Consider the following 14553-nt stretch of genomic DNA (forward strand, 5'->3'; position numbering starts at 1 on the left):
TGAGCTGGGGGCCCGGTTCCGGGCCCCGCGTCACCAGCGGTAGTGGGCGAAAGCCTTGTTGGCTTCGGCCATCTTGTGCGTGTCCTCGCGACGCTTGACCGAGGCGCCGAGACCGTTGGACGCGTCCAGGATCTCGTTCATCAGGCGCTCGGCCATGGTCTTCTCGCGACGCGCACGGGAGTACGACGTGAGCCAGCGCAGGGCGAGCGTGGTCGAGCGACCGGGCTTGACCTCGATCGGCACCTGGTAGGTGGCTCCACCGACGCGGCGGCTCTTCACCTCGATGCTGGGCTTCACGTTGTCCAGAGCACGCTTGAGCGTGATCACCGGGTCGGTGCCGGTCTTCGTCCGGGTGCCCTCGAGCGCCGTGTAGACGATGCTCTGCGCGATCTGCTTCTTGCCGTCCACCAGGATCTTGGAGATCAACTGGGTGACCAGCGGCGAACTGTAGACCGGGTCGATGATGACCGGCCGCTTCGGGGCGGGACCCTTGCGCGGCATTAGCTCTTCTCCTTCTTCGCGCCGTACCGGCTGCGAGCCTGCTTGCGGTTCTTCACACCCTGGGTGTCGAGCGAACCACGGATGATCTTGTACCGGACACCCGGAAGGTCCTTCACACGACCGCCACGCACGAGCACGATCGAGTGCTCCTGCAGGTTGTGGCCGACACCCGGGATGTAGGCGGTGACCTCGATGCCGCTGGTGAGGCGGACTCGGGCGACCTTACGAAGGGCCGAGTTCGGCTTCTTCGGGGTGGTTGTGTAGACGCGCGTGCAAACACCACGACGCTGAGGGGAACCCTTCAGGGCGGGCGTCTTGTTCTTCGACACCTTGTCCTGGCGGCCCTTGCGGACCAGCTGCTGAATGGTGGGCACCGCGTAGGTCTCTTTCTGTCGTCCGGTCGGTTGCTGCGCGCCTGACCCCCGCGGTCGGGTGTGTCGCGTGCGCACGGGCGTACCGGAGCCGTAATCTTTCTGACTGTCGGCAGAAGTCCCGTGCCACGCGCGCAAACCCGCGAAACGAGGGGCACGCATGACGGCCCAGGATGACCCGGGCACGATCGTTAAGACTAGCGGCTGCCCCTAGCACGGTCAAAACAGACCACCGTGCGGCAAGGGGACTAGGCCGCCCTATCAGTCTACCGGACTCTGGACGCGGTCCAAGCCAGTGTCCCCCGCGGCCGTCGTGATCGTGAATGTGTGATCGGCGTAAATCTCCCGGCGCAGCCATTTGGCCCGCCCGGCCGCTGCGGCATAGTCACGCCCATCAGGAGTAACGGCCTGATAACGGGGATCCATTTTTCGTACGCCGTTCCGCCGCCCTGGAGCACTTTGTGGATCACGACCCTGTCCCCCGTCCCCCCGACTCCTCCCCCGTCGTCCGTCGCGCGGCGATCGGCACCGTGGCCGGCGTACTGGCCGCCGGCGGGCTGGGTGCCGAGCTCCTGTCCCGCCGGGGCAGTTTGAGCGAGCGAGTCGTCGCGGCACCCGGAGCCCCCGACCGATCCGGTACGTCGCCCAGCAGGTCGGCCGTCGCCGAGCGGCCGGGGCTGGCGACGCAGGAGGACGACCGGGACTCCAGCTACGTCGCCGGCGACCAGCGGCCGAAGCCGCCGGCCCAGACCGGCTCCACCCGCGACTACGCCGGTTTCGCCGAGGCCGCGAAGGCCGGACGCGTCGTACCGAACCTGCTGGTCGACAAGGCCGGACCGCTCAGCACCGCCCAGGCCCAGCGGCATCTGCTCAACCGGGTGACGTTCGGCCCGCGCCCGTCCGACGTGGAGAGCCTGGCGAAGCTGGGGATCGACCGCTGGCTGGCGGCTCAGCTGTCGCCGACCACGAAGGACCCGGCCGGTGACCAGGCCTGGTCGGCGTTCAAGCTCGCGGGGGCCGACGTCGCGACGGTACGACGTTCGATCGGCCAGTACTCGTGGGACGCGATGTTCCAGACCGGCTTCGCCACGCTCGGCCGGCAGGTGTTCGGGCAACGGCAGCTGTTCGAGGTGGTCGTCGACGTCTTCTCCAACCACCTGCACGTCGCCACCCCGTCCGACCGCGGCTGGGACGTCGCACCGCACTACGCGGCCGCCGTGATCCGCAAGCACGCCTTCGGCCGGTACGCCGACATGCTGAAGGCCGCGATGCGGCACCCGGCGATGCTGCACTTCCTCGACAACGACACCTCCACCCGGGAGAGCGTCAACGAGAACCTCGGCCGCGAGCTGCTCGAGCTGCACACCGTCGGCGTCTCCTCCGGCTACACCGAGAAGGACATGCGCAGCAGCGCGTACGTCCTGAGCGGCCGCGGGTCGAACGACGACGGCGAGTTCGACTACAAGCCCGAGCGGCACCGGACCGGGCGGGTGAAGGTGCTCGACTGGACTGCTGCCAACACCTCCGCCAAGGGCGGCCTGGCGCTGGGCGACAAGTACCTCGACTACCTGGCCAAGCACCCGGCGACGGCGAAGACGATCGCGCGCAAGCTCGTCGTACGGTTCGTGGACGACGTCCCGCCGCCGGAGCTGGTCGCCCGGCTGGCGCAGGTCTACCTGCGCAACAACACGGCGATCCTGCCGGTGCTGACGGCGTTGTTCCGCAGCGGTGAGTTCTGGAACTCCCTTGGACGCAAGACGAAACGGCCGCTCGAGGACGTCGTCGGCACCGCCCGGGCGCTCGACCTGCCGTTCGGTCCGACCACCGCCAAGGGCCTCGAAGCCATGTACTGGCAGCTGAACAACCTCGGCCACGCACCACTCGCCTGGCCGTCGCCGAACGGCTACCCGGACGTCGCACCGGCCTGGTCGTCGGCCGGCCAAATGCTGGAGCGCTGGTCCTCGCACCGGGCGCTGTCGTACGGGTGGTGGGACGGGCTGAAGCGCGAGAAGCTTCCCGCCGACCTGCGGCCGAAGTCCGGTGACACCTATCGCGAGTGGTTCGACCGGCTCGGCCTGCGGCTGATCGGTCAGCGCCCGAACTCCCGGCAGCGCAGCGCGCTGGCGACCTTCGTCGGCGCCAAGACCACCTCACGCGTCGACCAGGGCCGGATGGAGTGGCAAGCAGGCCACGTCGTCGCCCTGGTCCTCGACTCTCCTCAGTTCCTCGCCCGCTGAGCGGCCGGAACCCCCGCTGTTCCCCTGACCGGTCCCGGCCGCGCCGCCCCTGCGGCCGGGGCCGTCCACACCCGTAGGAGCTTTCGCCATCATGAACCGACCGGACAGCGACGTCCTCTCCTCCCTGCACCCGGACTGCCCGGACTGGCAGCAGCTCGGGCCGACCCCTGCCGACGCGGCCGTCCGCGCCCAGGCCGCCGCAGTCTCCGCCGAGGTGGACGAGCGGCGCGAGAAGTGGAGCCACGGGTTCACCCGGCGCCGGCTGCTGGCCGGTGGACTCGGTGTCGGCGTCGCCGCCGTCGCCGAGCAACTGGTCACCACGCGCATCTCCTGGGCCGCGCCGGGCGCTGCGTCGACCGGAACGTTGGTGGTGATCTTCCTGCGCGGTGGGATGGACGGGCTGTCGGTCCTCGTCCCGGCGGACGATCCGCAGCTGCTGAAGGCTCGGCCGGGCATCGCCGTACGAGGTGCTTCGCTGATCCAGTTCGACCGGGACTTCGGGTTGCATCCGGCGATGGCGCCGTTGACGGCGCTGATCACGTCGGGCCGGCTGGCCGCCGTACCGGCGGTGTCGACGCCTGACCTGACCCGCAGCCACTTCCAGGCGCAGGACTGTCTCGAGCGTGGTGGAGCCGCACGGTCGTCGGTGCAGTCGGGCTGGCTCGACCGGGTGATCGCTCAGCTCGGACCTGGTACGACGTTCCGCGGGCTCGGGATCGGTGCCCGGATGACGCGGTCGCTGCTCGGGCCGACCAATCCGGTGATGCTGACGTCGCTGAAGGACTTCAGCGTGAAGGGGATCGACGGGGTCGCGCCGCAGACGTTGAAGGCACTGGAGACGCTGTACACCGGGCTCGACCATCCGCTCGGCGTACAGGGGCTTGCCGCGTTGCAGGCTTCGGCGAAGGCGCAGAGCTACCAGCAGGCGATCCAGACCGAGCCGAAGGACCGCGGGTATCCCGAGGGCGAGTTCGGGTCGTCGCTGGCGACTCTGGCGCAGCTGATCAAGAACAAGGCCGGAGTACGGGTGGCTGCCGTGGACCTCGGTGGGTGGGACATGCACACCGACATCGGGACCGTCGACGGCGGTGATCTGACCCGGTCGCTGAAGACGGTGGCCGAAGGGCTGGCGGCGTTCACCGCCGAGCTGGGGCCGGAGCTCGACAACACGACGATCGTGACGATGAGCGAGTTCGGCCGGCGGGTGGAGCAGAACGGCAACAGCGGCGCCGACCACGGGCACGGCGGGGTCGCGCTGGTGCTCGGAGGACGGGTCAAGGGCGGCGTGCACGGCCGGTGGGAGGGGCTGGAGCCGAAGGTCCTGGACCAGGGCGACGTACCGGGGACCAACGACTACCGCGACGTGCTGTCGGACGTGGTGATGGGCCGGCTCGGGCTGAGCTCCGCGCAGGCGGCCAAGGTCTTCCCGGGATGGAAGCCGAAGCCGCTGGGGATCATGGCCTAGGAGGTCACGCGGCCGGCGAGGAAGTCGGCCGCGACCTGCTGATCGCCTTCGACGGTCAGCAGGTCTGGAGGCAGTCGCTTCCAGAGACACAGCAACAGATCCTCCGCGCTGCCGGTCAACACGGCTTTGCCGTCCGCCTGACCGCGCTCGAGCCGCGGCGGCCCGTCGGGCTGAGGAGTGAGAGTCCACGCGTCGCCGGTGTCGGTCGTCCGTACGCCGATCTGCTGCGTGACCGCCGGCGCGAACCCTCGGGCCAGCACCCGGGGGACGAACACCTCGAACACTTCGTCCACACCGTCAGCAGCTACAGATGGTGGGATCGCACCAACTGATGAAGTGCCTGCTGCTTGCAGGGCGTCGATCAGGTGAACCGCGGTCTCGTGGAGGCGGCGGCGGGGCCAGAAGCCGGCGCGTTGCGGAACGGGCGCGAAGTTCCAGCACGGTTCGTCCGGGTCGACCGCGCGGATGGCGGCGAGCAGGGCGGCCGTCGTACCGGCGTACCAGTCGGACCAGGAGATCGTCGTCCGCAGGACCTCCGGCCGGTGCTGCTCGCGGCCGGACAGCAGCACCGACGCCGACCAGCGTTGGCCGGCGCCGATGTGCAGTGCCAGGTCGGCGATCGTCCAGCCCGGGCAGCTCGGCACCGCGGTGCCCGGGTCGACGGCGTCGAACGCCGTCGCCAGGTGCGCCGCGGTGCGGTCGAGCTCCCCGAGATGGTCAAGCAAGGAAGCGGACCTCGACGATCAGCCCGTCCTGCACGCGGTACAGCACGATCGTCGGCACCGGCCCCTGGTCGGAGTCGTGGCGGACGGACTGCTCCACCACCCACTCCCCGAGCATCATCCGCTGCTGCAGCTCGGTCTTGCACTTGCCGGTCTCGAACAGCGGCCGGTAGTACTCCCGCAAGGATCGCCGTCCTCGCAGGACTGCCCCGTCCGCGAACTGCAGCTGGGCCGTCGGCGAGTACAGCGCGAGGAACGCCTCGAGATCGTGCGCGGCGTACGTCGCGTGCTCCCGATCCACCACCCGCGTCGCCGGCGTCTCGAACGAGAACGCCGTCGCCACGACAGCCGTCAGATCAGGCGCTGCTGACGGAATGGGGGTAGGGGTGGAGGAGCCGGCCGCCGCCGAAGACCGACCGCCTCCGGCGGTGGTCGCCCCGGCGGAGGCGGTCGCCCCGGCGAACTCCCCGCCGCCGGCAGCGCCCGCCGGCGCGGAGCTCGTCGATCCGGCGGAGGCCTTCTCGGCGACAGCCGTGCTGGTGGAGCTGGTTGCTGCTGCCTTGACGTTCTTGGGAGCAGCGGTGGTCTTCTTCGCAAGCGAGCTGGCGGGGCTCACCTTCGAAGTCTCGGTAGGGATCGGGAGGGTGGAGGTCGCGGTGGGGTCTTCGCCCAGGTGGGCGATGGCCCAGTCCAGCGCCTTGGTGACCGCGGCGCGGGATTCTTCGGTGTGGTCGAGCATGTCGAAGCCGTGTTGCCCTTTCGGTACGTCGATGATGTCCAGCGCGGCGCCGCCGGCGGAGACGAACTCCGCCACCGGACCAGCGAGCTCGGCGCGCTCGCGGCCGACCCTCGTCAGCAGCACCGGCAGGTCGGTGGTCGATACATCTCCCACCCCACCGCCCTGGCCGTGTCTGCCGATCACTTCGGCAGCGTTGACCAGTTCGTCGACACCGGGCGGGGTGGCGAGCAAGGGGTAGGTCAGCAGCAGGCAGCGCAGCCAGTCCGGCCGGCTGTCCAGCCACTCCCCCGCGAGCAGTCCGGCCCCCGAGAAGAACCAGAGCGCGACGCGCCCCGGGTCCACCCGCGGATCGGCCCGCAGAACACCGACGGCGGCCTCCACGTCGTCGGCTGCGGTGACCAGCTGGTCGAGGCCACGGATCAGTCCGTGGTCCACCACAGCAGCCACCAGACCGCGCTGGGCAGCCGCGGTCGCGTATCCCTGGTACACCGGCCACTCCCGAGGCAGCACCTCGAGATCGGGCGGCGCGGGACCCCCGTGCACAAAGAGGATCGCGCCCGTCCGGGCGGTCCCGGCGGGGTGGTAGAGGTCGACCTGACCGACCCGTTCCACCCGCACCTCCCCGGCGTCGGCGACCGGCAGAACAAAGGGCCGCAGGTAGGGCGGGAGATCCGTCATGGAGTCATCTTGGCCTATCCCGAGGACACTTTCACCCGCCACCCCGCGCGGCTTGCCCAGACCTGTTCCGACACGCCGAAAACGACCGCCGACAAGCGTTTGAGGTACTCCGGCCGACCTGTCGGTACGCCGTACCGACGGCCCCGGAAACGCCGCGAGGGCGGCACCCCCTGGTGGGAGTGCCGCCCTCGGCGGTGTGCGGTGCTTCGGCTCAGTTCTGGTACGAACCGAGGTCGAAGTCGTCCAGCGGGACCGACTGCCCGGCGGACGGCCCGAAGTCGTAGTCGTACGACTCGTAGCCGACCATCGAGTACATCGCGGCCTTCGCCTCTTCGGTGGGCTCCACCCGGATGTTGCGGTAACGGTCCATGCCGGTACCCGCCGGGATCAGCTTTCCGATGATCACGTTCTCCTTCAGACCGACCAGCGAGTCGGACTTGCCGTGGATCGCGGCCTCGGTCAGGACCCGGGTCGTCTCCTGGAAGGAGGCGGCCGACAGCCACGACTCGGTCGCGAGCGACGCCTTGGTGATCCCCATCAGCACCGGACGACCCGAGGCCGGCGTACCGCCCTCGGCCACGACGCGGCGGTTCTCCGCCTCGAACATGATCCGGTCGGCCAGCTCACCCGGCAGCAGGTTCGCCTCGCCCGACTCGATCACCGTGACCCGGCGCAGCATCTGCCGGACGATGATCTCGATGTGCTTGTCGTGGATGGCCACACCCTGCGACCGGTACACGGCCTGGACCTCGTCGACCAGGTGCTCCTGCGCCTTGCGCACACCCAGGATCCGCAGAACCTCCTGCGGGTCGGGCGTACCCTGCGTCAGCTGCTGACCGACCTCGACGTGCTGACCGTCCTCGATCAGCAGACGAGCGCGCTTCGACACCGGGTAGGCGACCTCCTCGGAACCGTCGTCCGGGGTGAGCACCAGCTTCCGGGTCTTGTCGGTGTCCTCGATCGCGATCCGGCCGGCTGCTTCACCGATCGGCGCCTTGCCCTTGGGCTGACGGGCCTCGAAGAGCTCGACCACACGCGGCAGACCGTGGGTGATGTCATCACCCGCGACACCACCGGTGTGGAAGGTCCGCATCGTCAGCTGCGTACCCGGCTCACCGATGGACTGCGCCGCGATGATGCCGACGGCCTCACCGATGTCGACCGTCTTGCCGGTCGCCAGCGAACGGCCGTAGCACTTGGCGCAGGTCCCGGTCTTGGCGTCACAGGTCAGCACGGAGCGGACCTTGACGACCTCGACACCGGCCTCGACCAGAGCAGCGATCGACACGTCGCCCAGGTCGCTGCCCGCGGTCAGTACGACGGTGCCGTCGGCGCCCTCGACGTCGGTGGCCAGCGTCCGTGCGTAGGCGCTGGTCTCGACGTTCTCGGCGTGCACGACCTTGCCGTCCGGACCCTTCTCACCGATCTGCTTGGGCAGACCGCGCTCGGTGCCGCAGTCCTCCTCGCGGATGATGACGTCCTGCGACACGTCCACCAGACGACGGGTCAGGTACCCCGAGTCGGCGGTCCGCAGCGCGGTGTCGGCCAGACCCTTTCGCGCACCGTGGGTGGCGATGAAGTACTCGACCACCGACAGGCCCTCGCGGAAGTTGGACTTGATCGGCCGGGCGATGATCTCGCCCTTCGGGTTGGCCACGAGACCACGCATACCGGCGATCTGCCGGATCTGCATCATGTTGCCTCGCGCACCCGAGTGGACCATCATCCAGATCGGGTTGGCCTTCTCGAAGTTCTCCTCCATCGCCTTGCCGACCTCGGCGTTGGCTCCGGTCCAGATCTCGATCAGTTCCTGACGCCGCTCGGACGAGGTGATCAGACCCCGCTCGAACTGCTTCTGGACCTTCTCGGCCTGCGACTCGTAGCGCGCCATGATCTCGGGCTTCGAGGGCGGCGTGCTGAAGTCGTCGATCGACACCGTGACACCCGAGCGGGTGGCCCAGCGGAAACCGAGGTCCTTCAGCGCGTCCAGGCAGTTCGCCACCTGGACCTTGGAGTAGCGCTCGGCCAGGTCGTTGACGATCGAGCCCAGCTGCTTCTTGCCGACCTCGGCGTCCACGAAGGTGTAGTCGCTCGGCAGCGCCTCGTTGAACAGGGCGCGACCCAGCGTCGTCTCCAGCGAGAACCCGCCGTTCGGCAGGGCGAGAGCACCTTCCGGCGCGGCCGCCTCGTCGAGACGCAGCGTGATCTTGGCCTGCAGCGACAGCTCGTTGCGGTCGAAGGCCATCAGGGCCTCGGCCACGGAGCCGAACGCCCGGCCCTCGCCCGTGACGCCGTCCTTCAGCATCGTCAGGAAGTAGATGCCGATGATCATGTCCTGCGTCGGCATCGTGACCGGACGGCCGTCGGCCGGCTTCAGGATGTTGTTCGTCGACAGCATCAGGATCCGTGCCTCGGCCTGGGCCTCGGCCGACAGCGGCAGGTGCACCGCCATCTGGTCACCGTCGAAGTCCGCGTTGAACGCGGAGCAGACGAGCGGGTGGATCTGGATCGCCTTGCCCTCGATCAGCTGGGGCTCGAACGCCTGGATGCCCAACCGGTGCAGGGTAGGTGCACGGTTCAGCAGGACCGGGTGCTCGGTGATGACCTCTTCCAGCACGTCCCAGACCTGGGCGCGCTGACGCTCGACCATCCGCTTGGCGGACTTGATGTTCTGCGCGTGGTTGAGGTCGACCAGCCGCTTCATCACGAACGGCTTGAACAGCTCCAGCGCCATCGCCTTCGGCAGACCGCACTGGTGCAGCTTGAGCTGCGGGCCGACCACGATGACCGAACGGCCGGAGTAGTCGACGCGCTTGCCGAGCAGGTTCTGACGGAACCGGCCCTGCTTGCCCTTGAGCATGTCGGACAGCGACTTCAGCGGCCGGTTGCCCGGGCCGGTGACCGGACGGCCACGACGGCCGTTGTCGAACAGCGCGTCGACGGCCTCCTGCAGCATCCGCTTCTCGTTGTTGACGATGATCTCCGGAGCGCCCAGGTCGAGCAGACGCTTGAGCCGGTTGTTCCGGTTGATCACCCGGCGGTACAGGTCGTTCAGGTCGGAGGTGGCGAACCGGCCACCGTCGAGCTGGACCATCGGCCGCAGGTCCGGCGGGATGACCGGGACGCAGTCCAGGACCATGCCCATCGGGCTGTTGTTGGTGGCCAGGAACGCGGTGACGACCTTGAGCCGCTTCAGGGCGCGGGTCTTGCGCTGGCCCTTGCCGGTCTTGATCGTCTCGCGCAGGTTGTCGGCCTCGGCCTTCAGGTCGAAGGTCTGCAGCCGGCGCTGGATCGCGGCCGCACCCATCGCGCCCTCGAAGTACTTGCCGAACCGCTCCTTCATGGCGCGGTAGAGGATCTCGTCGCCCTCGAGGTCCTGGACCTTCAGGTTCTTGAACCGGGTCCAGACCTCGTCGAGGCGGTCGATCTCGCGCTGCGCACGGTCGCGCAGCTGCTTGACCTCACGCTCGGCGCCTTCCTTGACCTTGCGCCGGACGTCGGCCTTGGCGCCCTCGGCCTCGAGCTGCGCCAGGTCCTCCTCCAGCTTCTTCATCCGGGTCTCGATGTCGTTGTCGCGCCGGTTCTCGAGCTGCTTGCGCTCGACGTCGGTCCGGCCCTCCAACGACGCGAGGTCGCGGTGCCGCGCCTCGTCGTCGACGTCGGTGATCATGTACGCCGCGAAGTAGATGACCTTCTCCAGGTCCTTCGGGGCGAGGTCGAGCAGGTAGCCCAGTCGCGACGGGACACCCTTGAAGTACCAGATGTGGGTGACCGGCGCGGCCAGCTCGATGTGGCCCATCCGCTCGCGGCGCACCTTCTGACGGGTGACCTCTACGCCACACCGCTCACAGATGATGCCCTTGAACCGAACGCGCTTGTACTTGCCGCAGTAGCACTCCCAGTCCCGGGTGGGACCGAAGATCTTCTCGCAGAACAGACCGTCACGCTCCGGCTTGAGCGTCCGGTAGTTGATCGTCTCGGGCTTCTTGACCTCGCCGTGCGACCACTGGCGGATCTCATCCGCAGTCGCCAGGCCGATCCGAAGCTCGTCGAAGAAGTTCACGTCGAGCACGATGTGTTATCTCCCGATTGTAAAAATGGTCTGAGTGAGTTGGCTGTTGATCTCAAGCGGCAACCCGCTCAGACCTCCTCGACGCTGTTCGGCTCACGCCGGGACAGGTCGATCCCCAGTTCCTCCGCCGCGCGGAAGACATCCTCTTCGCTGTCGCGCATCTCGACCCGGCTTCCGTCGGACGAGAGCACCTCAACGTTCAGACACAGGGACTGCATTTCCTTGACCAGAACCTTGAAGGACTCCGGGATACCCGGCTCCGGGATGTTCTCGCCCTTGACGATCGCTTCGTACACCTTGACCCGGCCGACCACGTCGTCCGACTTGATCGTCAGCAGCTCCTGCAGCGCGAAGGCGGCACCGTAGGCCTCGAGGGCCCACACCTCCATCTCGCCGAACCGCTGACCACCGAACTGCGCCTTACCACCCAGCGGCTGCTGCGTGATCATCGAGTACGGGCCGGTCGAACGGGCGTGGATCTTGTCGTCCACCAGGTGGTGCAGCTTCAGCATGTACATGTAGCCGACCCCGACCGGTGCCGGGAAAGGCTCACCCGAGCGGCCGTCGAACAGGTTGGCCTTGCCGGTGCTGTCGACCATCCGGTCGCCGTCGCGGTTCGGCAGCGTGGAGCCGAGGAGGCCGGTGACCTCTTCCTCCCGCGCGCCGTCGAAGACCGGGGTGGCGACGTTCGTCATCGGCTCGGCCTCGCCGGCGCCGATCTTGATCAGTCGCTGCGCCCACTCCTCCGGGCTGTCCGGGTCGACCTTCCAGCCGCGGCTGGCGACCCAGCCCAGGTGCGTCTCGAGGACCTGACCGACGTTCATCCGGCCGGGCACGCCCAGCGGGTTCAGGATGATGTCGACCTGAGTGCCGTCCTCCATGAACGGCATGTCCTCGACCGGCAGGATCTTGGAGATGACGCCCTTGTTGCCGTGGCGTCCGGCGAGCTTGTCGCCGACCGAGATCTTGCGCTTCTGCGCGACGTACACGCGGACCAGCTGGTTCACGCCCGGCGGCAGCTCGTCGCCGTTGTCGCGGTCGAAGACGCGGACGCCGATGACGGTGCCGTTCTCGCCGTGCGGGACCTTCAGCGAGGTGTCGCGCACCTCGCGGGCCTTCTCACCGAAGATCGCGCGCAGCAGCCGCTCCTCCGGGGTCAGTTCGGTCTCGCCCTTGGGCGTGACCTTCCCGACCAGGATGTCACCGGTGGTGACCTCGGCGCCGATCCGGATGATGCCGCGCTCGTCCAGGTCCGCCAGCATCTCGTCGGAGACGTTGGGGATGTCCCGGGTGATCTCCTCCGGGCCCAGCTTGGTGTCGCGGGCGTCGACCTCGTGCTCCTCGATGTGGATCGAGGTCAGCAGGTCCTGCTGCACGACGCGCTGGCTGAGGATGATCGCGTCCTCGTAGTTGTGACCCTCCCACGGCATGAACGCCACGAGCAGGTTCCGGCCGAGGGCCATCTCGCCCTCGTCGGTGCACGGACCGTCGGCCAGCGGCGAGCCGACCTCGACCCGCTGCCCCGCGTCGACCAGCGGACGCTGGTTGATGCAGGTGCCCTGGTTCGAACGACGGAACTTCGCCAGCCGGTAGGTCTGGTAGGTGCCGTCGTCGGCGGCGATCTCGATCAGGTCGGCCGAGACCTCCTTGACCACACCCGCCTTGTCCGACACCAGCACGTCACCGGCGTCGACCGCTCCGCGGAACTCCATGCCGGTACCGACCAGGGGGGCGTCCGCGGTGATCAGCGGAACGGCCTGGCGCTGCATGTTGGAGCCCATCAGGGCGCGGTTGGCGTCGTCGTGCTCGAGGAACGGGATCATCGCGGTCGCGACCGACACCATCTGGCGCGGGCTGACGTCCATGTAGTCGACGTCCTCGACCAGCACGAGCTCGACCTCACCGTGGCGCCGGCGGACCAGCACCCGGTCCTCGGCGAACGCGTCGTCGTCGGTCAGTGCCGCGTTGGCCTGAGCGATGACGAACCGGTCCTCCTCGTCCGCGGTCAGGTAGTCGACCTGGTCGGTGACCCGGCCGTCGACGACCTTGCGGTACGGCGTCTCGACGAAGCCGAACGGGTTCACCCGGCCGTACGTCGCGAGCGAGCCGATCAGGCCGATGTTCGGGCCTTCCGGGGTCTCGATCGGGCACATCCGGCCGTAGTGGGACGGGTGCACGTCGCGGACCTCGAAGCCGGCCCGCTCACGCGACAGACCACCCGGGCCCAGCGCCGACAGGCGGCGCTTGTGGGTCAGGCCCGCGATCGGGTTCGTCTGGTCCATGAACTGCGACAGCTGCGAGGTTCCGAAGAACTCCTTCAGCGCCGCCACCACGGGACGGATGTTGATCAGGGTCTGCGGCGTGATCGCCTCGACGTCCTGGGTCGTCATCCGCTCGCGGACCACGCGCTCCATCCGGGCCAGGCCGGTGCGGAGCTGGTTCTGGATCAGTTCGCCGACCGTGCGCAGCCGGCGGTTGCCGAAGTGGTCGATGTCGTCCTCTTCGACGACGATCTCGCCCTGCGGCGCGTCCAGCTCGGTCTTGCCCTCGTGCAGCGCGACCAGGTACTTGATCGTGGCGACGATGTCGTTGATCGTCAGTACCGCGGTGTCGTGCTGCTCGTCGCGACCGAGCTTCTTGTTGATCTTGTACCGGCCGACCTTGGCCAGGTCGTAGCGCTTGCCGTTGAAGTAGTAGTTGTCCAGCAGCGCCTGCGCGGCCTCGCGCGTCGGGGGTTCACCCGGGCGCAGCTTGCGGTAGATGTCCAGCAGCGCGTCGTCCTGCCCGGAGGTGTGGTCCTTCTCCAGGGTGAGGCGGATCGACTCGTACTCGCCGAACTCCTCGAGGATCTGCGCGTCGGTCCAGCCGAGCGCCTTGAGCAGGACGGTGACGTTCTGCTTGCGCTTGCGGTCCAGCCGGACACCGACCAGGTCACGCTTGTCGACCTCGAACTCCAGCCACGCACCGCGCGACGGGATGATCTTGGCCGTGAAGATGTCCTTGTCGGACGTCTTGTCCGGCGTGCGCTCGAAGTACACGCCGGGCGAGCGGACCAGCTGGGACACGACGACACGCTCGGTGCCGTTGATCACGAACGTGCCCTTGCGCGTCATCAGCGGGAAGTCGCCCATGAAGACGGTCTGGCTCTTGATCTCGCCGGTCTCGTTGTTCATGAACTCGGCGGTGACGAACAGCGGCGCCGAGTAGGTGACGTCGCGCTCCTTGCACTCGTCGACGGTGTTCTTCGGCGGCTCGAACCGGTGGTCGCGGAACGACAGCGACATGGTGCCGCTGAAGTCCTCGATTGGGGAGATCTCCTCGAAGATCTCTTCCAGGCCGGACGGGCCGGACAGCTCGGTCCGTCCCTCGGCTTCGGCGGCGGCCACACGGCCTTGCCAGGTTTCGTTGCCGACCAGCCAGTCGAAACTGTCCACCTGCAACGCCAAAAGGTCCGGCACCTCGAGAGGCTCGGAGATCTTGGCGAAGGAGATGCGGCGTGGTGAGCCGGAAACGTCGGTAATGCTGTCGGACTGGGGGTTGCGCGAGGCGACCAAGGGGCGTCCTTCCACGGGCTCGCAAACTTCGGTGCTGGGAGCGCACGCCGAACTCCCCTAGTCAAGTCTTGACCTGAGCCAGGGTGAGGAGTAAAGGCAGCGCAAAGCAATAGGCTACCCGATCTGGACAAGACTGTCCAATGGGGTCCAACACTATGCCGTCGGACCACCCACTGAGTCAAGGACCGACCCGGGATCTCGAGCGGGAAGACAC

At 68.1% G+C, this 14553-nt stretch carries 8 protein-coding genes; 2 read left to right on the top strand and 6 right to left on the bottom strand.

What is annotated here, in order from left to right:
- Positions 1 to 30 precede the first annotated feature (30 nt).
- Together rpsG and rpsL are read right to left on the bottom strand one after the other, a co-directional pair.
- Positions 31 to 501 carry a 30S ribosomal protein S7 gene (rpsG, locus tag ABD235_RS33535; RefSeq protein WP_012923691.1) on the bottom strand — a complete coding sequence of 157 codons (471 nt, stop codon included), beginning with the start codon at positions 499 to 501 and terminating at the stop codon, positions 31 to 33.
- Complete coding sequence (rpsL, locus tag ABD235_RS33540) at positions 501 to 875, bottom strand: 30S ribosomal protein S12 (RefSeq protein WP_012923692.1); 375 nt, start codon at positions 873 to 875, stop codon at positions 501 to 503. Before rpsL ends, rpsG begins: the two co-directional genes overlap by 1 nt.
- Before the next feature lie 458 nt (positions 876 to 1333).
- Here rpsL and ABD235_RS33545 point away from each other — a divergent pair, with 458 nt between their 5' ends.
- Both ABD235_RS33545 and ABD235_RS33550 read left to right on the top strand, forming a co-directional pair.
- Positions 1334 to 3109 carry a DUF1800 domain-containing protein gene (locus ABD235_RS33545; protein WP_344181555.1) on the top strand — a complete coding sequence of 592 codons (1776 nt, stop codon included), beginning with the start codon at positions 1334 to 1336 and terminating at the stop codon, positions 3107 to 3109.
- Between the two features lie 91 nt (positions 3110 to 3200).
- A complete protein-coding gene (locus tag ABD235_RS33550) occupies positions 3201 to 4574 on the top strand; it encodes a DUF1501 domain-containing protein (protein WP_344181557.1) in 1374 nt (457 codons plus the stop codon).
- Here the strand turns inward: ABD235_RS33550 and ABD235_RS33555 are convergent.
- The 4 genes from ABD235_RS33555 to rpoB all read right to left on the bottom strand — a co-directional run bounded on the left by ABD235_RS33555 (position 4571) and on the right by rpoB (position 14339).
- Positions 4571 to 5299 (bottom strand): maleylpyruvate isomerase family mycothiol-dependent enzyme, encoded by a 729-nt coding sequence (locus ABD235_RS33555; RefSeq protein WP_344181559.1) that lies wholly within the window; start codon positions 5297 to 5299, stop codon positions 4571 to 4573. The genes ABD235_RS33550 and ABD235_RS33555 overlap by 4 nt on opposite strands.
- Complete coding sequence (locus ABD235_RS33560) at positions 5292 to 6713, bottom strand: nuclear transport factor 2 family protein (RefSeq protein ID WP_344181561.1); 1422 nt, start codon at positions 6711 to 6713, stop codon at positions 5292 to 5294. Before ABD235_RS33560 ends, ABD235_RS33555 begins: the two co-directional genes overlap by 8 nt.
- 211 nt (positions 6714 to 6924) lie before the next feature.
- Positions 6925 to 10785, bottom strand: coding sequence for a DNA-directed RNA polymerase subunit beta' (locus ABD235_RS33565; protein WP_344181563.1), 3861 nt, complete (start codon positions 10783 to 10785; stop codon positions 6925 to 6927).
- Positions 10786 to 10853: 68 nt separating this feature from the next.
- Positions 10854 to 14339 carry a DNA-directed RNA polymerase subunit beta gene (rpoB, locus tag ABD235_RS33570; protein ID WP_344181565.1) on the bottom strand — a complete coding sequence of 1162 codons (3486 nt, stop codon included), beginning with the start codon at positions 14337 to 14339 and terminating at the stop codon, positions 10854 to 10856.
- Between the last annotated feature and the right edge of the window lie 214 nt (positions 14340 to 14553).

It is taken from the genome of Kribbella lupini (assembly GCF_039529595.1).
In the GTDB taxonomy this organism is placed as follows: domain Bacteria; phylum Actinomycetota; class Actinomycetes; order Propionibacteriales; family Kribbellaceae; genus Kribbella; species Kribbella lupini.